23 protein-coding genes and 1 pseudogene are annotated in these 22,317 nt (G+C 63.5%); 13 read left to right on the plus strand and 11 right to left on the minus strand.

What is annotated here, in order from left to right; all coding sequences use genetic code 11:
- Window positions 1–74: 74 nt before the first annotated feature.
- The gene (locus QZX79_RS07815; protein WP_294567221.1) at window positions 75–506 is read left to right on the plus strand and encodes a hypothetical protein; all 432 of its coding nucleotides are present in this window, start codon (window positions 75–77) and stop codon (window positions 504–506) included.
- 89 nt (window positions 507–595) lie between these two features.
- Here the strand turns inward: QZX79_RS07815 and QZX79_RS07820 are convergent, their stop codons facing one another.
- The 3 genes from QZX79_RS07820 to QZX79_RS07830 all read right to left on the minus strand — a co-directional run bounded on the left by QZX79_RS07820 (window position 596) and on the right by QZX79_RS07830 (window position 2,846).
- The gene (locus QZX79_RS07820) at window positions 596–1,318 is read right to left on the minus strand and encodes a hypothetical protein (protein WP_294567224.1); all 723 of its coding nucleotides are present in this window, start codon (window positions 1,316–1,318) and stop codon (window positions 596–598) included.
- Window positions 1,319–1,373: 55 nt separating this feature from the next.
- The gene (locus tag QZX79_RS07825) at window positions 1,374–2,294 is read right to left on the minus strand and encodes an aminoglycoside phosphotransferase family protein (protein ID WP_294567227.1); all 921 of its coding nucleotides are present in this window, start codon (window positions 2,292–2,294) and stop codon (window positions 1,374–1,376) included.
- Window positions 2,295–2,411: 117 nt separating this feature from the next.
- Window positions 2,412–2,846, minus strand: a complete 435-nt coding sequence (locus QZX79_RS07830; RefSeq protein ID WP_294567230.1) for a hypothetical protein — start codon at window positions 2,844–2,846, stop codon at window positions 2,412–2,414.
- A gap of 468 nt (window positions 2,847–3,314) precedes the next feature.
- Between QZX79_RS07830 and QZX79_RS07835 the strand changes: the two genes are divergently transcribed.
- The 4 genes from QZX79_RS07835 (at window position 3,315) to QZX79_RS07850 (ending at window position 6,329) form a co-directional block, all read left to right on the plus strand.
- A complete protein-coding gene (locus tag QZX79_RS07835; protein WP_294567233.1) occupies window positions 3,315–4,184 on the plus strand; it encodes a hypothetical protein in 870 nt (289 codons plus the stop codon).
- A gap of 255 nt (window positions 4,185–4,439) precedes the next feature.
- On the plus strand, window positions 4,440–5,030 hold the full coding sequence (locus QZX79_RS07840) for an RNA polymerase sigma factor (protein WP_294567236.1): 591 nt from the start codon (window positions 4,440–4,442) through the stop codon (window positions 5,028–5,030).
- Window positions 5,027–5,812: a peptidase M56 family protein gene (locus QZX79_RS07845; RefSeq protein ID WP_294567239.1), complete on the plus strand. Its 786-nt coding sequence runs from the start codon at window positions 5,027–5,029 to the stop codon at window positions 5,810–5,812. The genes QZX79_RS07840 and QZX79_RS07845 overlap by 4 nt, the downstream gene beginning before the upstream one ends.
- Window positions 5,813–5,969: 157 nt before the next feature.
- Window positions 5,970–6,329, plus strand: coding sequence for a hypothetical protein (locus QZX79_RS07850; RefSeq protein ID WP_294567242.1), 360 nt, complete (start codon window positions 5,970–5,972; stop codon window positions 6,327–6,329).
- 103 nt (window positions 6,330–6,432) lie between these two features.
- Here QZX79_RS07850 and QZX79_RS07855 read toward each other — a convergent pair.
- Window positions 6,433–6,645: pseudogene (locus QZX79_RS07855) on the minus strand (EamA family transporter); the annotation flags it as partial.
- A gap of 17 nt (window positions 6,646–6,662) precedes the next feature.
- Between QZX79_RS07855 and QZX79_RS07860 the strand changes: the two are divergent.
- Together QZX79_RS07860 and QZX79_RS07865 are read left to right on the plus strand one after the other, a co-directional pair.
- Window positions 6,663–6,806, plus strand: coding sequence for a hypothetical protein (locus QZX79_RS07860; protein ID WP_294567313.1), 144 nt, complete (start codon window positions 6,663–6,665; stop codon window positions 6,804–6,806).
- 396 nt (window positions 6,807–7,202) lie between these two features.
- Window positions 7,203–7,868 (plus strand): DedA family protein, encoded by a 666-nt coding sequence (locus QZX79_RS07865; protein WP_294567245.1) that lies wholly within the window; start codon window positions 7,203–7,205, stop codon window positions 7,866–7,868.
- Window positions 7,869–7,915: 47 nt separating this feature from the next.
- Here QZX79_RS07865 and QZX79_RS07870 read toward each other — a convergent pair whose 3' ends face one another.
- Entirely contained in the window at window positions 7,916–8,404 is a 489-nt protein-coding gene (locus tag QZX79_RS07870; protein WP_294567248.1) for a hypothetical protein, read from the minus strand.
- Window positions 8,405–9,107: 703 nt separating this feature from the next.
- On the opposite strand from QZX79_RS07870, the gene QZX79_RS07875 reads away from it, so the two are divergent.
- A complete protein-coding gene (locus QZX79_RS07875; RefSeq protein ID WP_294567252.1) occupies window positions 9,108–10,466 on the plus strand; it encodes a hypothetical protein in 1,359 nt (452 codons plus the stop codon).
- 120 nt (window positions 10,467–10,586) lie between these two features.
- Here the strand turns inward: QZX79_RS07875 and QZX79_RS07880 are convergent, their stop codons facing one another.
- The 3 genes from QZX79_RS07880 to QZX79_RS07890 form a co-directional block, all read right to left on the minus strand.
- The gene (locus tag QZX79_RS07880; RefSeq protein WP_294567258.1) at window positions 10,587–11,192 is read right to left on the minus strand and encodes a GNAT family N-acetyltransferase; all 606 of its coding nucleotides are present in this window, start codon (window positions 11,190–11,192) and stop codon (window positions 10,587–10,589) included.
- Window positions 11,193–11,276: 84 nt separating this feature from the next.
- A complete protein-coding gene (locus QZX79_RS07885) occupies window positions 11,277–11,552 on the minus strand; it encodes a hypothetical protein (RefSeq protein ID WP_294567261.1) in 276 nt (91 codons plus the stop codon).
- A 523-nt stretch (window positions 11,553–12,075) separates the two neighbouring features.
- Window positions 12,076–13,992, minus strand: a complete 1,917-nt coding sequence (locus QZX79_RS07890) for a primary-amine oxidase (RefSeq protein ID WP_294567264.1) — start codon at window positions 13,990–13,992, stop codon at window positions 12,076–12,078.
- A gap of 89 nt (window positions 13,993–14,081) precedes the next feature.
- Here QZX79_RS07890 and QZX79_RS07895 point away from each other — a divergent pair, with 89 nt between their 5' ends.
- The 3 genes from QZX79_RS07895 (at window position 14,082) to QZX79_RS07905 (ending at window position 17,954) form a co-directional block, all read left to right on the plus strand.
- Entirely contained in the window at window positions 14,082–14,666 is a 585-nt protein-coding gene (locus QZX79_RS07895) for a TetR/AcrR family transcriptional regulator (protein WP_294567267.1), read from the plus strand.
- Window positions 14,667–14,758: 92 nt separating this feature from the next.
- A complete protein-coding gene (locus tag QZX79_RS07900) occupies window positions 14,759–16,168 on the plus strand; it encodes an aldehyde dehydrogenase family protein (protein WP_294567270.1) in 1,410 nt (469 codons plus the stop codon).
- 250 nt (window positions 16,169–16,418) lie between these two features.
- Window positions 16,419–17,954 (plus strand): APC family permease, encoded by a 1,536-nt coding sequence (locus QZX79_RS07905; RefSeq protein ID WP_294567272.1) that lies wholly within the window; start codon window positions 16,419–16,421, stop codon window positions 17,952–17,954.
- Between the two features lie 62 nt (window positions 17,955–18,016).
- Here the strand turns inward: QZX79_RS07905 and QZX79_RS07910 are convergent, their stop codons facing one another.
- Window positions 18,017–18,508 carry a hypothetical protein gene (locus QZX79_RS07910; RefSeq protein ID WP_294567275.1) on the minus strand — a complete coding sequence of 164 codons (492 nt, stop codon included), beginning with the start codon at window positions 18,506–18,508 and terminating at the stop codon, window positions 18,017–18,019.
- 315 nt (window positions 18,509–18,823) lie between these two features.
- Here QZX79_RS07910 and QZX79_RS07915 point away from each other — a divergent pair, with 315 nt between their 5' ends.
- Both QZX79_RS07915 and QZX79_RS07920 read left to right on the plus strand, forming a co-directional pair.
- On the plus strand, window positions 18,824–19,252 hold the full coding sequence (locus QZX79_RS07915) for a hypothetical protein (protein WP_294567278.1): 429 nt from the start codon (window positions 18,824–18,826) through the stop codon (window positions 19,250–19,252).
- Window positions 19,253–19,505: 253 nt separating this feature from the next.
- A complete protein-coding gene (locus QZX79_RS07920; protein ID WP_294567310.1) occupies window positions 19,506–20,396 on the plus strand; it encodes an alpha/beta fold hydrolase in 891 nt (296 codons plus the stop codon).
- A gap of 85 nt (window positions 20,397–20,481) precedes the next feature.
- Here QZX79_RS07920 and QZX79_RS07925 read toward each other — a convergent pair whose 3' ends face one another.
- Entirely contained in the window at window positions 20,482–20,916 is a 435-nt protein-coding gene (locus QZX79_RS07925; protein WP_294567281.1) for a hypothetical protein, read from the minus strand.
- A gap of 188 nt (window positions 20,917–21,104) precedes the next feature.
- Complete coding sequence (locus QZX79_RS07930) at window positions 21,105–22,283, minus strand: hypothetical protein (RefSeq protein WP_294567283.1); 1,179 nt, start codon at window positions 22,281–22,283, stop codon at window positions 21,105–21,107.
- Between the last annotated feature and the right edge of the window lie 34 nt (window positions 22,284–22,317).

Below are 22,317 nucleotides of genomic sequence, written 5' to 3' on the forward strand. Positions count from 1 at the left end.
GCGGATGCGGCCTGGCAAAAGTGGCCGTAGAGTCACCAGACGAGCGACAGCATGCCGGCGCTAGGGGGACGCTGATGAACGGTCACGCGGGATCACCCCAGCCACGCCGGGACCTCACCTGGGATGAACTGCCACCGAAGCGCCGTCGCTTCTGGGGGTGGCTCTTATTCCTGGTGTTCCTGGTCGCGCCAATAGCCCGCATACCGTTTGAATTTGCCGGGCTCCCTTCTTTCGCTGCCGCCATGGTGGTGTTGTCCGTGATCGTGCTGGTTCTGGTGCCCCTTGGGCGGGATGCCTGGCTCGAGCTGAAGCAACGCCGCGCTAGCGGCGAGGAACTTCCGCCGACTATCGGGCCGCGCGTCGTCGTCGGCTGGTCAATCACAGCGGTGGTCTTGTGGGGCCTCTTTGCGTGGGCGGTCACCTCGCATGGTCTGCTGTTTCCCCTACTTCCGCTCTTCGCTACGGCGTTTGCCGTGCTGCGGTTTCATCAGTGGCGGAGTCAGTAGGCGGGGAGGATCCTCAAGTGCGAAGGATGGCCGGCGTGGGTGGCCCGCGTGTGCCGGAGGCCCACCCATTCCCGAAGCGGCACGGGCAGCTATCCGCGGGACCTCGTTAGCCAAGTCAGGGCAAGGCCGGCGATTGCGGCAATGCCGGCAAAAGACGCTTCGAGTGACAGCCAGAACTCCGGAAGGGCGATCAGCAGGACAAGGAGGGCCACGCCCGCAGTGCAGTCCAGTGCAGCTCGCCAGGGGCGGCCGGAGTAATGGCCGAGCAGGAGCAGAGGCAAGGGCACAAAAACAAGCAGGTAGGCCCAAGGATTCGTCCAGAAAATCGCCGCGCCGAGAAGCAGCCAGGCGCCGGCCAGGCCGAGGATCAGCCGCAGGAGTCGGGGGAGAAGAGGAGCGGAGGACGGCGTGCCGGCAGCGTCAAGCGAGATGAATGCCCAGGGGGTGACCGCTGGCACCCACAAGCCGGCCCAGTAGCCTCCGCCGGTCGACCCGATGAGACCCAGCAGGATTCCCGGAAGAACAAATACGGCCACGGCCTTTGAAGGGGATTTGATTCCCAGGACGGATAATCCGATTGCCACATACATGGCGCCGTAAATCAGTCCAAGCCACATATTGGTATTGGAGCCGCCGACCTGACCGACATGAAAGAGCAGGAACATGCCAATGGTTTGAAGGAAGGTTGCACCAATGACCCGGAACTGTACTTCATCGGCTGCAGTGTAGGACGCACGCCGTTCTCCCGGCGCGCCTGTTGATGCATCACGTGTTGCCGGACCCATTCGGTCATCATTCCATGTGCTGCTCAAGGAGGAGCCCTGAATATCTCGGTCCTCACGCATCGGATGGATATGGGAAAGCACTTTAGAGAGCAGGGAGGGACTGGGACAGTTCCGGATCACCGAGGATGCGCGCGAGAGTACTTCGCCCCAGCGTGCTCATTCCCGGATTCGACCGCTGGTAGTACCAGACCAACCCCATCGCCTGCTGGAAGGCCCACGCTGCGCCACGCCACCACTCAAGGTCGGAGCAGGGCAGCTCCCGGCGAAACCACGCCCGTCCCTCTGCATCCAGCAGGTGCCATACGGCGACAAGATCGAGCGAGGGGTCGGCAGGAGCGAAACCGCCGCCATCGAGGACCCCGACCAGCCGCTCACCCTCGACCAGGAGGTTGCCGGGAGTCAAGTCACCGTGCGTCATGACGTCGGCGCCGGCGGTTGGCAGGATTCGAAATTCAGCCCAGAGGGCACGGAGCCGATCGGCCGGAAGGAGGCCCTCGCTCTCGCGGAAACAAATGTCCATCCAGTCATCGGAGTCCTGCAGCATTCCGCCCCGGCCGGTACCTGCGAAATGGCGCCCTCCGGTGCGGGCGGTTCGTAGCGCATGCACGAGGTCCGCGAGATCCTGGGCAAAAGCCTTGGAGTTGGCCAGACCGCCGGGTGTTGCCACGCGCCCGGGCAACCAGGTCTGCACCGACCACGGCAGGGGGTAGCCGTGGCCCGGAGCGCCTTCCGCAACGAACAAAGGCGTTGGAAACGGACAACTGGCCTTCAGCTCGCGCATTGCCGCTGCCTCACGCTGCAGTTCGGTCCGCATGGCGACCGGGTCAGCGGATCGAAGAGGGAAGCGCGCGGTGAGTTCGGTGCCGATCCGATAGATGGCGTTGACCGTCCCCTCCGCCTGGATGCGGCGGATCTGCTCGAGGCGCCAACTGGGGAACTGCTCGACGATCAGCCTGCAGGCTGTTTCCTCGTCGAGGAGCAGCTGATCATCGTGCATCACCATGCAGGCGACCTTAGCTGATTCCCTGGCCGGATCCGCGGCTCCTCCCGCTGGCCGACCCAAACCTCCCGGACGCGCGGCGGAACCCCGGCGGTAAGCGAAAGCCCGGGGCGGCGTGGTTCAGCGCAGAATGAGGTTCGGGTGGAGTGCAGCCCAACCCAGTTCGGCATACTCCTCGACGTCGTAGCCGTCCGGAGCAAGCATCACTTCGACTTCTGGGGTGGTGACTCCGACAGCAGGCGTAAGGGCGCCTTCAATGTATCCACCGCAACCGATGATTGCCTGGCCATTCTGATCGATGACCAGGCAGATAGACCGCTCGAACTCATCGGCGGGCCGGGCGATGTAATAGGAACGTCCGTCTTGCTCGGCCAGGTAGCGCATGGTGTCCGAGGCGACGATGCCCTCCGTGTCGAGGGATGCAGGCTTGTCCTGATCGACGGGCGCATTTTCGAGCACCGAGAATGAGGTGGTCGCACTGCAGCCGGCCAGAACCCAGACGAGTGCAAGGGCCGCTACCGCCCGTACCTGTCCGTGCTCATTCATGGATTTCACCCTGGTATCTCCGATTCGCCCGCACCTTCCCAATGCCCGGTCGCACCGGCGCTAGCCCGACCTAATCACGGCCGTACCATCAGGGAAACCGGTGGACGGGCCCGGATCGGTCATCGTTACAAGTTCGCAACCGGCCAAGGAAATATCGCCCTATTCAGTAGATTTCGCGGAGATCTACCCTGAGCGCGCTGATTATCGACGGCACGGATGCGAAACGGGCAGTGAAATCGGGCGAATACCGAATCGCGCGCGTCCCTCCACAAATGAGAATGCCGTTATTGCTTGTTTCGGTGACATAAGTAACCTACATTGAGCGGACAGCGACCTCAGGGGTATCAGAAGTATCTTTCGTCTGGCGCCTTTGAATACCCGGTCAGCGGATCACACTGTTTTGTTCTTGTGGGGGCCGTACGCTGCGCCGTCGGGGATGGCCCGGGGGATACTACGTGTTTCAGGAGACGCGCATACATGATCACTACTAAAAAATGGGTTGCAACGGGATCAACGGCGACCCTTATTGCCGGCGGGCTGTTCTTTGGTGCTCCGGCGGCTTCGGCTGCGCCTGGTGATGCTGCCTGTCTGCAGGCTTTCGTCCAGTTCAACGCCGCATTGAGCGCTGCGGGGATCGACGTGGCATTCGTCAACCAGCTTGAGGTCGCGACCGCGGCTGTTGTTACTGCCGGCGAGAACCTTGCCACCGTCACGGCGTCGCTGAACGTCGAGGGGCTGGCGGTTGAGGCCGAGACCACCGCATCGGCTGCCGCAGAGGCGCAGCGCCTGGTTATTGAGGCCGAAGCCGCGATTGAGGCCGCGGTGGAAGCTGCGGTCCTTGCCGATCTTGACGGCGACGGGGACCCGGAGAACGATCCGGCTGTGCTCGCAGCGCGCGCAGCGCTGATCCCGCTGGCTGAGCAGGAAAGGATTGCAGCCGAGGCCGCGGTCGCTGCGGAGGCTGCCTATGCTGCCGTGCTCGTGAACGCGGAGCTGGTGGCTGCTGAGGCCGCTTTTGAAGCGGCCGTCGTCCAGGTGGATGCTCTGATTGCACAGCTCAGTGGCAATGAAGCCCTCGCAGCGGAAATCCTTGCACTGTTCAAGGCGTTCTTGGCCGCGTGTGAGGCCGGCGCCATCGGAGTGACGCCGGTTGTCAACCCCACCGTACCGGTGACGGTCGTCCCCACCCCCACGGGCACCAACAAGGGCATGAACGTCCAGACCGCCGCCGCGACCGAGGAAAACAGTGCGGCCCTCGCCCTCATTGCCGGGTTGCTCGCTGCCGGCGTTGCCGTTCCCGTGGCCATGGCCGCACGCATGCGTCGGCTCGAGCGCGCCCAGCGCTAGCTCGTCGGTCTGTCCCGGCGCGGGCCGCGGTCCTCACATCGTGGTCCCGCGCCGGGGCAGTGCGCCATCTTTCACAATGTCTCCCCGCAGCCCCCTGAGCCCGGTCAGTCGACGAAGTTCGGGCCTATTTCTTTTTCAGCCGGATTTGTGGCCGGCGTTTCTCCGTCCATTCCGGGCGATTTCGGCGTCGCACAAAGATGTCGAAGGTTCATGCAACTTTCCGGTTCTGCGCGGACACTACAGGGTATGGGGGACATGAATCCTGATGACGGCGGCCTGTGGTCGCGCAGCGTGGCCGGTGATGGCGAGGCCTTCGGTCTGCTGTTCGACCGCCACCGCGACCGGGTGTACCGGCACGCCTACCGGTTGGCGCAGAACCGGCCCGACGCCGAGGACGTGAGCGCCGCGGCGTTCCTGGAACTATGGCGCCTGCGGACCAGGGTCAGGCTGGTGGAAAACTCGGTGCTGCCATGGCTGCTTGTCACCACCACTAACTGCGCCCTGAACCTCCGTCGCTCCAGGCGGCGTTACGACGCCCTGCTGCGGAGGATTCCGCACGCCCCAGCGGCGGCGGATCCGGCGGATATTGTCCTGAGCGACGACCCTTTTCACGGTGTCGACGAGCACCTCGCGTGCGCGTTGCGGGCGCTCAAACCCGTTGACCTGCAACTGATCACCCTGGTCGTGCTCGAGGGCTACGATCTCGCGTCGGCGGCCGGAATCCTGGGGCTGGGACCGGAGGTCGCGAAGACCAGGCTGCACCGGGCCCGGCACCGGCTCCGGGAGCACCTGCCCGGTCTCAACGCACCGCGACAGCTCACGCTCTTGGAGGAGGGTCAATCATGAACCTCGAACGGATGGACGACACCTTCGCCCAGAGACTGAGAAGCGTCCTGGTCAAGCAGGTCGACGCGTCCTCACCGACCCGTGTGCGGCGGCGCCGCTGGTGGGTTGGGGTGGGAGTTTTCGCCGGCGTCGGGCTGGTCGGGGGAGTGGGCGCGGCTACCGCCGGGTTCTTCACGGTGCCCGGTGCGGACATCGTCACCGAGGTCGCGGCCCCGGCGGAGGGAGTTCACACCGGAACGCAGACAGTGGATCTCGGCCCGGCTCCGGAGGGGGCAACCCATATCTCCATGGAGCTGGCCTGCCTGAGCGCCGGCACCCTGTACGCGGAGGGCGGGGCGTCCATGAGCTGCAGCCCCAACGCGATTGATGGGTGGGGCGGATTCACCATCGCTTTGAAGCCCGGGAAGCACTCGACCGAGATCCGCACCAGCACCCCGGAAATGCGCTACCGCCTAAGGGCCGCGTATGTGAGCCAGACGCCGACCGAATGGGCGGTGAATGAGAACGGGGATACCTACGGCGCTCCCAATGACAGGGGCGAGCCGGACCTTCTCTCCGTCATCGCTACCAACGGAAAAGTCGGCTACTCGTACGCGCAGGAACTGGATGAGGCGTCGGGCCGGACTGCCTCGGAGAAGTTCACCAGCCCGGAGGACGCCCGGGTCTGGCAGGAAGCGCGGCTGGGGAAGTCCTTCGCTGTACCGGTGTACGAGGCGGACGGCGAGACGGTGATTGGTGAGTTCGTCATTGAGGGCCCGCCGGACATGAGGGAGGACCCCTAGGAACCTGACCCATCGCCGCAGAACGGTCATGCTCGTCTATGCTGTCCGGTGACCCCTGTCATGCGGTGCGTGATGCGCGGGGAGATCATTCCGGTGAATCCACTCCGAGCCCTGCTCCAGTGTGGTGGAGCGGGGTCACTACAAGGGGGTATTGACGATGGACCAGTTCACTGCGGGCAGGTCGGATAACGTGCTGTATCTGAGGTGGACGTCCGGCGTCCACATTACGCACCCAGTCGCCGTCAAAGCCGCGCGCGACTTGGAGGTGCTAAGCGCAGGGGAGAACCTGCCCCTGATCGTGGAAATGGGCGGCATTGATGGACTGACGCTTCAGGCGCGTTTGGGCATGAATTCCTACCGCGGCTTTGCCCGGGTGGCGCTCATCGGAGACGGCCCCGTCGATGAAGTGCTCGCGGGCTTCGCCCATGCCTCCCCGACGAGCACCCGCTACTTCACATCCGAGGCTGAGGCCCTCGACTGGGTTAAGGACGCCGAAGTGCGTTCGTCCTGTGCCTGACGCTGAATTGATCCTCCAAACCCGCCGGTTGCGACTGCGGCCACTGCCCTCGATGACGATGGGATAGCGATGGCGCATCGGGACTGAAGCCGGCGGGCTCGTCCTAGGTTCGCTTCACGTCTTGGCTGGGGCCGACCCGCATTCGCACGGCGATCCCAGCGCAGGCGACGACGGCCAATCCTCCGAGAATTGTGGCTGTCGTAAGGTCTTCCCCGAGCAGCAGGGCGGCCCAGGCGATGCTCAGGACCGGTTGGACAAGTTGGATCTGGCTGACCTGCGCAATGGGGCCGATGGCCAGGCCTCGGTACCAGGCGAAAGGATCCTCACGCCGGCGTGATCGTCTCCCCGGGCACCGACTGGTTCCCTGCCGAACCGGCCGGGCCCTACCTCCGGCTGAACTTCGCCGGCCCCAACCCCGTGGCCTTCGACGAAGGCGCACGTATCCTGGGCCAGATCCTCAAAGGCAGCACCTCCTGAAACGGCGCCTCCGCTGATTTACGTTGATGGAGTTCAGCGAGGGCGGACGCAACTCGGGCCGCGCTCATTTTCTATCCCGAGGGCTCGGATGCGGGTGGGTTCCCGTCCGAGCCCGTAGGTCCGGCGCAGTGCGCCTGCTCCGGCGGACGGGCGTTCTGCGAATATCCGGGGTATGGGTGCAGTAGGGGCGGCGTGACGGTCAACCATTTCGGGTTCCTTATTTCCCTTTGATTTCCGGCGCTGGCAGGCCGTGAACTGGTAGGGGTGGTGCCCACCCGGACGAGGTCGGAGAGGTGCGGCCATTGACGTGGGAAGGTGTCCCACGCCGTCGTCCAATGAGGAATATCAGTCGTGGCGCCGCGCCTACCACGCTGTACTGGACGAAAGGGACGGGAGTTGCCTGTTTTGCAAGCGGCGTCGGGGTCGACCGAGGAACTGACTGGAATCGTCGGCTACGCAGCCCGTGCCATTGAGGCATTGGGGGCGTGGGGCGTCGGACTGTTGACCCTGTTGGAAACGGTCTTCCCACCGATTCCCAGCGAAGTCATTCTGCCGCTCGCGGGGTTCCTCACCCGGCAGGGTGAGATGAACATCGTGCTTGTCTTTATGACCAGCACGGCCGGAGCCTATCTGGGCGCCCTCCTGCTATATGGATTGGGGGCGAAACTGGGACTTGAACGTTCCATCCGATGGCTCTCAAAACTGCCGCTAGTGGATCGGGAGGACTTCGAGAAAGCCGCGGGCTGGTTCGAGCGCCACGGAAAGCCGGCGATCTTTTTCGGACGACTCCTGCCCGGGGTGCGGAGCCTCATTTCCCTACCGGCAGGGGCGGAACGGATGAACCTGCTGCCCTTCAGCATCTTCACCATCGCGGGCAGCGGCCTGTGGAACGGGGTCCTCATTAGCCTGGGCGTACTCCTTGGCGCGCAATACGAGCTCATCGACCAGTACTCGCAGTACCTCAACTACGCCATCTACGCGGGCCTCGCCGTCGTCATCGGTTTGCTGATCCGGCGACGAGTCAAAAGACACGCATCCAAAGCACCCGAATCGGCCTCTTAATGCGCCCCCGGCGCACGTCCGAGACGACAGCCTGCGCTCTGGTGGCTTCAGGCTATATCCAGCGGTGTGCAGAAATTGGGCATGCTGTTGGCGGTGCACAGCCGGTATTTTCCCGGGCGGATGCTGTCCGGGATGATGAGGGTATCCGGACCCGGTCCGGCGATTCCTATGTCCTCCCAGCCTCTGCCCTCGCCGTCGTCGACCGACCACCAGATCGGGGAGCCGGAGCCCTCGTAGGCTCCGGTCGTGGCGCTCAGGAAATATCGTGCATGCCAGATGTCCCCGTACTGTTCTTCCAAAACCCAGGCGATACCACGCTCCGTTTCCTGAGGGAACCGGATGCTGATGGTCTGTCCGGGGTTGGCTGGGGAAGCCGAGATTTCGAGAAGCTCAGGACGCATCTGCGCCGCGGGGTCATGCGCCCCAGGCCCTTTGGCCCCTGCCGGGCCGCAACCGGCCAGCAGCACCCCGAGGAGAATCACAACGGCTGCTGGGAGCAACTGCTTCAGTCGTGGTTTGGCAGGGTATCCGCTCACGGAATCGACCTCCTTCAGGGATGCTAGCCGCTCCGCGGAATAGCCGGCGGCTTCAGCGGGATAACGAATTGGCGGCTATTCAAGCGGGACCGCCAAATTTCCTGAGATGCGGGGGTGCCTATTCCAGGCATGAGGGCCTGCTTTTGGACTGACACTCGGGGGAGTTCATGAAGTGTGCCTACGCATCGATTGCCCTCGCAATCATCACCGTTCTAGGTCCCACTGGACCCTCAAGACGGCCTTGCCGTCCTTCGTTGGCCCCGCAGCCGAAGTACGACCGCCGCGCCGACGGCTAGTCCTGCGAGGGTCCCGGATATCCCTAACCGCCCGAGATCGGTGGGGAGCGGGTTCGGCACCAGATCGAGGACGAAAGCCACTGCCGCGAAGGCCGCTCCCATCAACAGCGGGAGGATGATCAGCAACACTGCGAGCACCACCGGTGACTTGTAGGGCGCGGTGTCTCTTTGCATCAACGAGCTTGCTTCGCGGAGCGAGGCTTGGAGACTCGGGAGGCCGCGTCGGTCGAAACGCGCGGATCTCCAAGGGTGCATCTGGCCATGAGACGCAGTGTAGCGGTTGATTCCTGCACCGGGAGGCTGTCGGAAGAGCGTCACACGGGCGTTCCGGCAGCGGAACGTTGGGGAAGTCTGCCATGGCAGGAGTTCATTTGCTATTGATAATCATTTGCATTTAGCCTGATGGCATGCCGATATCCCCCCGCATCGTTTTCCTGTCCACCGCCGTGGCCGCAGCCCTTGCTCTGAGCTCGTGCGCCACCCCCGGATCCTCCGCGCCCGACGCCGGCTCACCCGCGAATCCTGCATCGTCCCCCGCCGGGGAGCCGGGCGGAAACACCGACCGTCAGGAGGTGGATGCACTGGACCCGCGGGCGGTGCTGACCTTCGACGGCGGCCTGATGACGGTGGACACCGAGACCGGTGAGGTGGTCGCACAAACCGAGTCGGAAGGCTTCCTGCGGTTGAACAACGCCGGGGACGGCCGGCACCTGCTGATCAGCGACGGTGACGAGTTCCGCATCTTCGACAGCGGCCTGATTGCTGAGGGCCACGGGGATCACGACCACTACTACAAGACGGCAGCTGCCATGACCGGCGCCAGCATCGAGGCCCCCGAGGCCGCACACGTCGTCGCGCATGAAGGCAGGACCGCGCTCTTCGCGGACGGGACCGGAGGGATCACCGTGATGGATTCCACCGCCTTCAGCGACGGCAAGGTGACTCCCGACGAGTCCGAGGAACATTCCGCTGGCGCTGCCCACCACGGCGTCGCCGTTCCGCTCAGCAGCGGGGACCTGCTGCTGACCCAAGGCACCGCGGAGGCGAGCAACACGGTTCAGGTGGTCTCTCCCGAAGGCGACGTCGTGGCCGAAACCACCGACTGCCCGGGCGTCCACGGCGAAGCCACCGCCCAGCCCACCGATCAAGGAGATGTCGTGACCCTGGGCTGTGAAAACGGTCCGGTCATCTACCGCGACGGCGCGTTCCACAAAGTGCCCGTGGAAGAGCAGTACCAGCGTTCGGGCAACCAGTTTGGCAACCACGGCTCACCGATCGTGCTCGCCGACTACAAGACCGATCCCGAGGCCGAGCAGGAACGGCCCACCCGGATCGGGCTGATCGACACCCGCGCCGCGTCGATGACCACCGTGGACCTAGGCTCGCCCTACTGGTTCCGTTCCCTCGCCCGCGGGGCAGACGGTGAGGCGCTGGTTCTGACCTACGACGGCGAACTGAATGTTCTAGACGAGGAAACCGGCGCCATCATCCACCAGGTCAAGGTCACTGCGCCCTGGGAGGAACCGGAGGAGTGGCAATCAGCCGCTCCGGCCGTGAAGGTCGGCACCGACGGATTCGCCTACGTGACCGAGCCCGCCACCAAGAAGCTGCACGTGATCGACGTCGCCGCCGGCACCCTCGTCGACAGCTTCGACCTGCCCGAAACGCCTGTGGAACTCGCGGTCCTCACCGGGGAGGAGGAAGCACCGGAACACGACCATGCCGACGGCGAAGGCCACGAGCGGGTTGAGGAACAGGGCAAGTAGGCCAACCTTGGCCACCGCCATGTTCCGGCCGGGTGACCTACCGCGGCACCCGGCCGTTGACCCATTATGTCCAGGCCAACCCCTCACCCAGCGTCGAGGTACTGCCGTGCGGCCGGGTGATCAGCTGATCAGCGCGTGAACCTGGTCCATGAATAAGGACCGATCAGCGTACAGGAGCATTGTCGCCGTCGGGTCGGGATCATGGTTGTCCTGTCCCTGCCAGACCTGATGGAGCCCCGCTCGCTCGACTGCCTTTCGTGATCGTGTGTTGCGGGTCGCCACGACAGCCGTGATGGGCAGATCCGGCCGTACTGCCTGCGCCCGCTCCATACCAACTGCGGCAATCTCCTGGGCATATCCGCGGCCCCAGGCCTGTGGGCGCAGGCTGAAGGACAGGTTCCAGGTGGTGTTGGCCCAGAAGTTGCAGCCGCCGATACCGACCAGTTCACCCACTGAAGAGCCACTGAGGTGTCGTGCTACCCACAGCCCGTGCCCGTGCTCGTGCCATTCGGCGATCCGTCGCTGGAGAACTGCCCTGGTGTGTTCGATCGAGGGGTGGGCCAGCATGGGGTCAGCCTCCGCGAGGCGAGGGTCCGAGTACATTTCGAACAACTCGTCAGCGTCGTCAGGAGTGGGCCTGAACAATGCCAGCCGGCCGCTTTCGGCTTGCGCACCTCGGCCATTGGGGCGTGCGTCAATTTCCGCATCCGGCTCTTTTTCAGACATTCGTCCAGTATCCCCGGTGCAGCCGGCTCATTTGTTCCGGGCCAGGCGAAGGTACACCACCGACCTGGTCCATGGCGGGCCGGCTTACCTCTCGGAGGGCTGGGTTTCGCTGCGCCGTAGCAGTTCCGGCGCGAGGACCCGGATGACGACCGCAGCACCAATCAGAGTCGTACCCATCGGGATCAGTGCCCAGCGGATCAGTCCTGTGAGGAGGTCAATTGCTCCCACTCCGATAGCTGCCGAAGGGCCTACAGCCTCGGCAAGGAGCCCGACCAGCTGCGGGAGCAGCACGAGTACAAATCCACCGGCGACAATCAGGGCAATTCCCCACTGAACGCACTTCTTAGCTGCTGATTCCATTGTTCCCCCAATAAAGCAATCGTGTGTTTGCCGAGTGTAACGGTTAGCCGTTCTGGAAGTCGTCAATCAACCACCGGACCGCACCTGATCCGAGCCCCTCGCTCTGGTAATCACCCGTCTGGTAGGCCTCCATCACCCTTAGCCAAACCGCCCATCGGACCCAGTCGACGACGTCTTTCGACTCGGCATATGTGATCCACAGGCGATCTTCAGTGCTGCCTGGGAGCCAAACGCGAGCCCCATAACGAAGGCGGGGACTACCTTCAATGTTTTCGAACTGCGCGATCAGGAAACCGTGAACCACCTCGGCTGTGATCAGTCTTAGCCCAGTGGAGTTGGGTTCAAATCCAAATACTTCGCGTGTTGCTTTGAGGTAGTCCTCGGCCCGAGGCCCAATCGGCGAGATAGTCATTGACGCATTGTCGCCTGAAATCGGCATTCACTCGTGGACGGGCACCGATACGGGGTGGCCGCGGGGGTGAAGTGCGCCTTTTCCGAGGATGCCCCCGAATCTGCGCCGGGGCTAGCTGTGGCAGTGGCCGCCCGAAGCCGGTGCGTTCGGTGGGACATCAAGGACAGGACTGCGGTCGAAGAAACCTTCCGGCCGAAGCCTGAAGCCAACGGTGTCCACCGGCATGATCGGCCAGTCCTCCATGCGGGGAAAATGTGTAAGACCGAAGGTGTGCCACACCACGAGGTCCTGCCCGTCGATGTCGCGGTCCTGGGCCACATAGGCCGGCAGTCCGGCTCCGCCGACGTGCTGGTTGACGAAGTCGCCGGTGGGGTAGCGCTCATCCTCAGCGAACCGGGTCACCCAGAGGTCCTTGGTGGCGAAGGCCGCACGCCGGGCAATTGAAGAATCGGGGTCGGCAAGAAGGGTGGGCTGCCCCTGCGCATGCAGCTTGTAGGCGACGGGTTCCCCTAACCGGTTGCGGGACTCGGGGTTGGAGATCACCCAGGTACGGCCGTTTCGGGAGTCTGCCTCACGTACGCTCTCTGACTCTCTCGTAAGGGCAGTCCGCTTCCGCGAGAATGCGTTGCCGCGCGGATTGTCGTGCCCAAGGGGTTGCCGGACAACGTCTTCTTCCTCAACCCGGTTGGTGAAGCCGTCGACCGCCATATCGAGACGGGCGCTGAAGAGGTGCTGATGGAACGGGGCCCCCAGGCCGGGCGCGAGCTGGGACATGTTCGCCGATGCACTCTCGGAGTACGCGCTGGTGAAAACGACGCCGGTCGCTTTCGCCTCGAACTCGATGGTGCCGTCCAGATAGAGGTACCAGTAGAACCCGTAGTCGTAGTTGCCCACGGTGGTGAAAAAGGAAATGACGAGACGTCGGTTGCGGCGGGTGTAGTTGATCCCGGACCAGAGGTCGCTGTGCTTGGCGAGAATGCCCCAGTCCTCCTCGTGCATGCAGATCGCGTTTCGGATTTCACGCGGGTTTCCGAAGGCATCGCTGATCACCGGACTGAGGTAGGTGATGTCGCCCAGGCAGTCGCAGCCAAGTTCGAGCGAATTAGCGTACTGACCCACGAGGTACTCGCCGGTGTCAAAGTAGTTCTGCCACGACCGGACGGGCGACGGGTCGCCATACGGAACCACCATCTCCGCGATGGAGGCCCGCTTGATAATGGGCCGATCCCGGCCTTTGTCATTGAACGAGAGGTTATGCAGGACCACCCCCTCCCGGACATCAAAGCCGACGTCGACGCTCCAGTTCTCCCACTCGACGTGGTTGCCGTTCGTTACGGCGAAGCTCGGCCCCTCGGGCTGGGTGATACTGATCGGTTTCTGGCTGGTGCGCAGCGGCCCCGTCAGCTCGGGGTCCGTGTAATTTCCGTGCTCCTGCGGCACGGGCATAGGCCCGAGATCCAGAATCTGGGTGACCTCTCTGCTGACGACGTCGACGTAGGCAACCAGCCCGTCAATCGGGTGCGCCCACGCGCTGTCCGTTTCGTGCTCCTGGACGAACGCGAGCCCGCGGAGAATCCGGCGGCCCTTTTCCTCTGCGTATTCGAACACCCCCGCGGAAAGCGGTGCGACCCTGACGTTGGAGACGTCGAGATTTCTGTTGGCGAGGGCGGCCAGCCATCGGTCATCGGTGGACAGCAGCTCCTCCACTACAGCGAACTCCTCCTCGAGTACGGGGAGTTCACCGGTGGCCGAGGTGTCGAGCTCCACCGTGGAAAGCACCCGTCCGGTGGTTGTGGAGACGACCACATCCAGCGGAGCCGAGCCGGAGATGTCGTGAAGAAAGACTCGGAAGCGGCGGCCGTCGTCGCCTGCAGCAGATGCGCGGCCCGGATCAACGAGTCCGAGGTACGCAATTCTCCTGGTTGACCCGAGGAGCTCGTGGTCCCGAAGGATCTTCTGCACGTCGACGATTTCTTCGGCTGTGGCCAGGGTGTAAGAATTGGCGGTCGCTGTGGGGGAGGTAGTCATGGCATCCTCAGTCGGGGAGTTTTTCTATCTCCGTAGAATATGCGCGCTGTAGTGTGGATCACAAGGGTTCAGAGCAGGGAGAAAAACAAGTGCCGAAGATCGTCGACCATGACCAGCGTCGGTTGGAGCTCGTGGACGCCACCTGGCGGATCATCGCCCGGCGGGGGATGGAGGGTGCGACCATGCGCGACATTGCGGTTGAGGCCGGCTTTTCCAATGGGGCTTTGAAGCCCTACTTTCCCACTAAAGACGACCTGCTCACCTTCGCCTTTCGCCACGTCTTCAACCGCACCAACCAACGGATTGCCTTGTCCACCTTCAATCGGACAGGCACAACCGCCATTCGGGCCCTCGGTTTGGAGGTGCTGCCCGTTGATGAGGAGAAGGTCAGCGAAGCCCGCATCGTCATTCCGTTCTGGCAGAAGGCCATCACCGATTCGCACAAGATGGCCATCCACCGGGAGTCAATGGCGCAATGGCGCCTCGCACTGATGCGCCACCTCGGGGAGGCGCGGCAGGCGGGGGTTGTCACGACCGGTGTTCCGGATGACGTGATCCGGGAACAGCTCATGAATTTGTTCCTGGGCGCACAGATCACCGCCGCCCTAACGGGACCGGAGGAGAACCTTCCGTCCTATATCCACCAGCTGGATGGCTTCCTGACGAACCTGTGACGTCTTAAATTCGACCGTTGTGGAAAATCCAGACCGGGTCTACTCTGTAGCAAATGTGTCCTACGACACATCCGTCTACGAAGTGGAGCACCATGAAAACCTACGACGCGCTTCTCGCCTCGATCACTCGGGAATCGGGCCCGACCCGCACCATTCTGGATCCGGCAACGGGTGAGGCCGTCGGCGAGGCACCCGTCCACACCGTCGAAAATCTTGAAGCCGCGATCTCCGCGGCGGAAGCGGCCCAGCCCGCATGGGCAGCGCTCGGACACGAAGCGCGCAGTGAGGCTCTGCTGAAGGCTGCCGATGCCATCGACCGCGCCGCCGAGGAACTGGCCAACCTTCTCTCCCGCGAGCAGGGCAAGCCCCTCAACGGGCCCAACGCCCGTTTCGAGGTCGGCGCGTGCTCGGCATGGCTGCGCGCAGCCGCGACCACAGAACTGGAGCCCCAGACCGTAGCCGACGACGGCGAGACCTTCGCCCAGATCCACTACCGCCCCATCGGCGTGATCGGGGCAATCGGACCCTGGAACTGGCCGATGATGATCACCATCTGGCAGATTGCTCCAGCGCTCCGGATGGGAAACGCCGTCGTCGTCAAACCGTCGGAGTACACGCCCCTGAGTGTCCTTGCACTGGCGCACGTGATCAATCAGGAGCTGCCGGCCGGCCTCCTGACGGTAGTTTCAGGCGATCGCGAGGTGGGCGCGCGGATGACCGAGCACCCGGCAATCGGGAAGATCATGTTTACCGGATCTACTGCGACGGGCAAGGCAATCATCAGGTCCTCGGCCGACAGCATCAAGCGCCTAACGCTCGAACTGGGTGGGAATGACGCCGGCATCGTCCTGCCGGATGCCGACCCTAAGGCGATCGCGGAAGGACTTTTCTGGGGCGCCTTCATCAATACCGGCCAGACCTGTGCCGCGTTGAAGCGCCTCTATGTGCACGAGGACATCTATGACGACGTCTGTGAGGCGCTGACCGCCATCGCTGAGGTGATGCCAATGGGCGTCGGGCTTGACGAAACGAGCGTCCTCGGCCCGCTGCAGAACAGGGCCCAGTTCGACATTGTGACCCGCCTGGTGGACTCCGCGAAGGACTCCGGAGCGCGCGTGCTTATTGGCGGTAACCCGAATCCAGACCAGCCAGGGTACTTCTACCCGACGACTCTGGTTGCCGACATTGACAACGAGAACCCACTGGTGGCCGAGGAGCAGTTCGGCCCGGTCCTGCCGATCATTCGCTATAGCACCGTCGACGAGGCCATCATCAAGGCGAACGCCCTGGAGGTAGGCCTGGGCGCATCAGTGTGGTCCTCCGACGTGTCGGCCGCACGCGAGGTGGCTGCGCGAATCGAGGCCGGCACTGTGTGGATCAACAAGCACGGCGCAGTCGACCCCCGCGTCCCGTTCGGCGGCATCAAGCAGTCCGGCTACGGTCTGGAGTTCGGCGTTGAGGGCCTGAAGGCCGTGGCGGTTCCGCAGGTAATCAACGGATAAGAGCTTCACAAGCAAGCAAGCACGGAAGCGACGCGGAGCGGATCCGCAGCGCACCATCTCGGTGCGTTGTGTGTCCGTCCCGGGCTCTCCATCGGCGGAGCGCGGGCTGGTTGAGGTGACGGCGACCGAAGTCCGTCCTTCATGCTCCCACCAGGCAATTCATTGGCCGATATCCATCAGCACACCAACTATCCGAGGATTGTTGCGCCTTTCACAACGTCGTCGGGAAGGCTCATCGAGGAGACAGTTCATGGACAGAACCGAAACGATCGCCTCCGGTGGATCGAGCTCTACCAATGAATCAAGGACGACGCTGCGACGGGGGCGGCTTGGCGTCATCGGCGTTGTCTTCTTCGTCGTAGCCGCTGCGGCGCCTCTCGTCGGAATGACCGGAGCCGTGCCGATCGCCATCGTACTGGGAAACGGCGCGGCCGCCCCAGGCGCCTACCTGGTCGTCGGGCTGACACTTTTACTGTTCAGCGTCGGCTACTCCGCGATGAGTCAGCGCGTTACCAATGCCGGTGCCTTCTTCGCCTACATCGGCCGAGGCATGGGAACTCACCTCGGTCTCGGCTCCGCATTCGTGTCGTTGATCGCCTACGTCGCCATTCAGCTCGCTATCTTCGGCTTCTTCGGCGGCTTGATGGCCGGGCAGATCGGTGCCCTTGGCCTTGACCTGCCGTGGTGGTTTTGGGCACTGATCGCATGGGCGGTCGTAACCGTCCTGTCGCTGGCAAGCGTCGATGTCGGAGCGAAAGTGCTTGGAGCGTTGATGCTGTTGGAGGTACTCTCGCTGGCGATCACCGCCGCCGCGATTCTCATCGACGGCGGTCCCGAGGGTTACGACTTCGCGGCTTCCTTCTCGCCGCAGGCCATCCTGGCAGGCGGACTGGCCGGTTCGGCCGGGATCGCGTTTGCCTTTGCGTTTGCCTCCTTTATCGGATTCGAAGCCACGGCCATCTATGGCGAGGAATCGAAAGACCCGAAGCGAATCGTCCCGCGGGCCACCTACCTGGCGGTTGTGCTGATAACGGCTCTGTTTGCTGTCACTGCTTTCGCCCTCGTGACGGGCATGGGAGCGTCCAGGGCGGTCGAGGCCACGGTGACTTACTCGACGGTGGACGAAGTTCCGCTTGCCGATCCCGCCGCGGTCCTTTTCACCCTTGCCTCCGAATACGTTGGCGGATGGATGGCCACGCTCATGAGCATTCTTGTGCTCTCGAGCCTGTTTGCCGGACTTCTGGCATTCCAGAATGCAGCCAGCCGTTACGTCTTTGCTCTTGGGCGTGGCGGAGTACTTCCCAGCGGGCTGGCAAGGGTCAATGCCAAGGGCGCTCCCCAGAGTGCTTCACTTGCGACATCTGCCGTCACGGGCGCGGTCATCCTGCTCTTCACGCTCTTCCAGCTGGAGCCGATTTTGAACATGTTCTACTGGTTCAGTGGCCTGGCAGTGGTGGCGATTGTGCTGATCGAGGCGCTGGTCTGTCTCGCCGTTATCGCCTACTTCCGCAAGAACAAGGGCGAGGAACGCATTTTCACTACAGTAATCGCGCCGGTCGTGGCATTTCTCGGGCTCCTGATCGGTGAATACCTCCTCATGTCGCGCTTTGGCTTGTTGGCCGGCACAACCGCAGAGGGCGTGGATCCCTCGGTTCAGCCGTGGGGACTAAGCCCGCTGGGCTGGGTCCTGATCGCACTACCCTTCGTCGTCCTACTTGCCGGCTATCTCTTCTCACGCATTGCCGGACCCGAGAATGAAGAGTTCGTCCGTGACGAGTTGTCCTGAGCGGCCGCGGCGGTGCTGGGGGAGGGCGTGCCCTTAAGGTCGGGCGCGAGCGCGAAAGCGGATCAGCGCGTGATAGTGAGTGGCTCGCGCGGCTCCGCACAGGATGCCCGTTCCAGGCCCACAGTGCCCCGTGCTCGATTGTTCCTGCCGGTGTCGTCGCACCAGTCAACCTTGTACGGGGTCGCGGTGACGACCGCTTCTCCGACCGCCATCTGGGCCGGGACACGGAAGGTGTAGGTGAACGCGCCGGCATCGGTCATTGGAGCTGTCACGTTGATGACTTCAACACCTCGTTCATCGGTGACGACGACCTGAATCTGGGCAGTCTCGCCGTACCGGGGATTGCAGTCGGCCTCCGGCGCCGCGACGGTGACCATCTCTCCCGGCGTCGCGTCGGTTGGAGTGACCGAGTAGTCAGGCGGGAAGCAGGGCGGGTCGGCGGATGGGTAGGAGGAGCATCCCCCTGCGGCGGTGATCAATGCAGCCCCGACCACGAAGGCAAGGGCGATCCGCCCCTCGGTCCTGCTGCTGGACCACCCGAACCGAATCCTCATGCCCCCCATTGTGGTGCCGATTGGGCCAAGTTCCCCCGGTAACCGGAATTCGTTCCCGTACCGTTGCGCTTCCTGCAGGCCCGGCGGACGCTCCAGTTGGGTTATGGTTCTTGAACTGCCCATGGGGGGTGGGGAGCCGGGAGAACCATGCAATCGCGAATTCCGTTGAGCTGTGCCGTTGCTGCCACCATGTTCCTTGTGGGATGTGGTGTTGCTGCCGACCCGCCCGCGCGGTCCGCCTCTCCTAGGCCCATCGCGCCCGTGCAAGTATTGCCGGAGTCTGGGCAGCCTGGGGGCGATCGGTCCGATAGGACGATGGCGGGGGAGGCACCCCGGTTCATCGCTCAGGAGGATATGGCTGCGAACAGACTCAGGGCCGTTGAGGAATTTCCCGAAGAGCTGCCGGACGGTTTCTCATGGCCGACCGAGTCAGTTGGCACCGTCTCCCAAGATGAGGACGTTGTAATCGAAGAGGGAGTTGAGGAAGGCGCCGTCGCCGATTACTGGCTCTGTGCCTGGATGGCGGAATACCTTGGCGCGATCGATTCCGGTGATTCGGTGCGCGAGGATGTTGCCATGGCCGAGATCGAAAAGTACACGTCCCTGCCGATAATAAAGGCCGTGCATCAGAACCCGGAAGTGTTTGAGGCATCGGTGGTAGAGACGGCCCGCCGCGGCGAGACGGCGAATCTGCGAGAGTTCTTCAAGTCGTGCCGGGTGCAGAAGAATGCAGGAACTCGCTAGTTCTGTCGCCGAGGAGAGGGCCAGTCACCTAGGTGAGAAAGCCTCCGGCGGATTCCCCCATCGAACATTATCAGTCTTGACAATGTTCGCATCCGCGATAACGTGAATATATGGCCAGTTTGATCCTTCACGAAGGGCACCTGCGGGACCGCCTTTCAACCAGCGCCGCACATCCACTCGCAACTGTGGAGCCCGTCATGGACGCTTTGCATCGACTGCGGCCACTTGAGACGGGAACAGGGTCCGAAGAGTGATGGTCCTGTCGAAAAGACAGAGGTGCGGCTCCGCGGCCCGAACCGTTGCCCTCCCGCTGCTCCGTCCGAAGCGGGGCGCCTCCCCGGTGCAGCCCACCCGCTCGTCGCCGAAAGCCCTGTCCGCCACCGTCGCCGGCCCCGACGGTGCGCCGACGTGCATTCTCCTGCACGGAGCCGGCACGACGAGCTGGATGTGGCGGGGGTTGGTCGATCGACTAGAGGGAGCTGTCCGCCTGGTCATGGTCGACCTACCCGGTCATGGCCACAACGCCTCTCGGCCATGGGTATCCATCGACGATACGGTCCTGGCACTAACCCAGATCATCGACGAGACGACGGTTGACGGTACCGCACACGTCGTGGGGCTGTCGCTGGGCGGTTACCTCGCCCTCGAGATCACAGCCGCGCACCCGGAAAGGGTGCAGAGTTCCTTGGTCAGTGGCGTCAACGTACTCCCTTTTCCACGCCCCAGGCTGATGCGAGCCACCGGTCATCTGGTGGCCCCCTTCGTACGCAGCGGGGTGATGCTGCGCGCCAATGCGCGGTCGCTGGCCATCCCTCCTGAGGACTACCAGGGCTACGTCGCCGCCGCCCGGTCCATGGCCAAGGGCACATTCACCGCGATCGGCGAGGAACTCATGAACTATCGGCTTCCGGCCACCTCAGGCTCCCGTCCCACACGGGTCCTCGCTACCGCCGGGGCGAACGAGCACCCCCTCATCCTTGAGTCACTCGCGAAAATTGCGGCCGCTTTCCCCAACGCTCAATCACGAATTGCGCCCGCGGTCGGACACGCGTGGAACGGCCAAAACCCGGACCTTTTCGCTCAGACCGTATTGGCACACGTCACCGCCCAACCGCTGCCAATGGAACTTGCAGTAGCGCACTGACCAATCAAGGAAGCTGCACCCGCTGCGCAGCGGCCCCTCCGCTGGGATGAGGGCGCAGCAGCTCGGTGATCGTGGAGAACGGACTTCAGGCAGCAGAGCTCTTCGATGGTCGTCCCCGATGGACCGGGACGACGGCGGCCGCGATGCCGAGCAGTACGACCGCACCCAGCGTGGTGCCGAAAGCGACCAGTATCGCCCCTACCATCCACAGGCCAGTCTCATCACCGACGGCGGCCGTGCCGATCCACGCGAGGGTGAAGGAAGCGGGAAGGACCAGCACCGCGACACCAAAGGGCAGAAGCCGGTAGGCGAGCCCCGCCACCACGATGCCGCACAAAAATGCTCCGACTCCCTGCCATATCGCGTATGGTCCGGCCATTTCGCCGGTGGACGGGTCGAACTGGTACTCGGTATCCCATGCGAACCAGCCAACCCAGAGTCCCGCGGACAGGAGAGCGATCAGGACGACGGACGCCCATTGCCGTGCGGGGGATCGATGGTGGTTCCGCGTCAGGTGCATGCCTCACTGTAGGCATCAATCTCGCTTGGCAGGGTCCACACCGCCGAAAGCTAGCGCGAACGGCACTGACTGCCCCGGGAACTGGCCGGAGCCAAGGAACGATCCGCCGGGCGTGCCGCCAATCCGGGAACGCTGGCAGGAGGAATTGAGAAGTCAGCCCAGGACTGGTGTGAGGGCACGCCTACCGGCTACCGATTCTGCTGGTAACCCCCGTCGAGGGCGTCATCGATACAGCGGGTGCTGAAGCCCGGGTGACGTGTCCTGAGGTAGTCCTGCTGGGCCTTTGTCTCCTCTGGGGTCCAGGCAAAGTGGCTGCCCTCTTGAATGAGCTCGGTTGCCCTGACCCGGGCATCGTCCAAGGCCCCCGATGGATGAAGGTCTCCCAGAGCTTCGTGAAGTGGAATGGCGCCGAGGAACTGTCGCCGGCTGAACCGCTGGTTAAAGTACACCAGGGTGAACACCGCGTCCAAAAGGGGATAGGAGCGGGCCTGTTCGATGAGCGCGACGCGGTATTCCCTCTCGCTGTCCCGGTTGCGTTGAACCACGAAGGTTCCATAGGCGAGGGCCCTGCGGTACGTTTCGTGACTGAAGCCCGGCGCATCGGCGCTCATCGTCGAGATCACCGATTCCACGCTTTCGCCATCGAGATGGGTGGTCCCGTACCGCGAGGAGTTGGAGGCGAGGCGGTCGGCCCGCTCCTGAAGCTTCGTTAGTTCCTCTGGGCCAAGGTCCGGCACTCCGGCCTCGACGGCGACTCTCATGTGGTCGTTATATGACACCATGGCGCGCCGGTGGTTGTGCAGGACGATGACGAAGACCGCATCGGGTGCGGAGAGACCCCAGGATTCCTCGATCGCCTGCCGACGGATTGATTCCTCCGTTGCCTTGAGCTTGCGGGAGTAGTTGGGAGGTCTCGACGCTCCGGTGTATCCGAACGAGGACATCGTGTAACGCCTGCGTTTACCGATGGAGTTGTCCTCGACAGCGAAATACCCGTCGGGAAACGAGAGTCCGTCGCCCCAGGACCCGAATATGAGCAGCGCCTCGGCGGCAAGCTGATGCGCGGCATCCCGGATCGACCCCGATAGTCTCGACGCTTTGAGCTCGCTGCGCGCCGCATAGCGGCTTTTGCCGACAGCGGTGATGTGGATGTGAATCTCTGCCTCGCCGGACCCCGGGTTCACCGCCTCCCGCTTGAATGCCACGACAGGGATGGAGAGGCCACGCCACATCAGATGGAAAAGATCGCTGCCGCCCGCGGCTGACCCGTTGATCTGGCTGAACGTCGCATCGCGCCCACGGTCCACCAGCCGTGGACCACCGCCGCCGAGACCGGCCAGCCGCAGTTCTCCCTCAACTTCGAACACGATTTTCCCCCCGCCGCGACCCTGGTCGGTCACC

This window comes from uncultured Arthrobacter sp. (genome assembly GCF_902805515.1).
Taxonomy (GTDB): domain Bacteria; phylum Actinomycetota; class Actinomycetes; order Actinomycetales; family Micrococcaceae; genus Arthrobacter_D.

Coding starts and splice junctions, on each gene's coding strand:
- QZX79_RS07850 (WP_294567242.1), top strand. CDS start 5,970: ATGGACCAGTTCACTGCGGGCAGGTCGGATAACGTGCTGTATCTGAGG.
- QZX79_RS07915 (WP_294567278.1), top strand. CDS start 18,824: ATGGCGGGGGAGGCACCCCGGTTCATCGCTCAGGAGGATATGGCTGCG.
- QZX79_RS07910 (WP_294567275.1), bottom strand. CDS start 18,508: ATGAGGATTCGGTTCGGGTGGTCCAGCAGCAGGACCGAGGGGCGGATC.
- QZX79_RS07840 (WP_294567236.1), top strand. CDS start 4,440: ATGAATCCTGATGACGGCGGCCTGTGGTCGCGCAGCGTGGCCGGTGAT.
- QZX79_RS07835 (WP_294567233.1), top strand. CDS start 3,315: ATGATCACTACTAAAAAATGGGTTGCAACGGGATCAACGGCGACCCTT.
- QZX79_RS07845 (WP_294567239.1), top strand. CDS start 5,027: ATGAACCTCGAACGGATGGACGACACCTTCGCCCAGAGACTGAGAAGC.
- QZX79_RS07890 (WP_294567264.1), bottom strand. CDS start 13,992: ATGACTACCTCCCCCACAGCGACCGCCAATTCTTACACCCTGGCCACA.
- QZX79_RS07905 (WP_294567272.1), top strand. CDS start 16,419: ATGGACAGAACCGAAACGATCGCCTCCGGTGGATCGAGCTCTACCAAT.
- QZX79_RS07885 (WP_294567261.1), bottom strand. CDS start 11,552: ATGGAATCAGCAGCTAAGAAGTGCGTTCAGTGGGGAATTGCCCTGATT.
- QZX79_RS07815 (WP_294567221.1), top strand. CDS start 75: ATGAACGGTCACGCGGGATCACCCCAGCCACGCCGGGACCTCACCTGG.
- QZX79_RS07920 (WP_294567310.1), top strand. CDS start 19,506: ATGGTCCTGTCGAAAAGACAGAGGTGCGGCTCCGCGGCCCGAACCGTT.
- QZX79_RS07875 (WP_294567252.1), top strand. CDS start 9,108: ATGCCGATATCCCCCCGCATCGTTTTCCTGTCCACCGCCGTGGCCGCA.
- QZX79_RS07925 (WP_294567281.1), bottom strand. CDS start 20,916: ATGCACCTGACGCGGAACCACCATCGATCCCCCGCACGGCAATGGGCG.
- QZX79_RS07880 (WP_294567258.1), bottom strand. CDS start 11,192: ATGTCTGAAAAAGAGCCGGATGCGGAAATTGACGCACGCCCCAATGGC.
- QZX79_RS07900 (WP_294567270.1), top strand. CDS start 14,759: ATGAAAACCTACGACGCGCTTCTCGCCTCGATCACTCGGGAATCGGGC.
- QZX79_RS07825 (WP_294567227.1), bottom strand. CDS start 2,294: ATGGTGATGCACGATGATCAGCTGCTCCTCGACGAGGAAACAGCCTGC.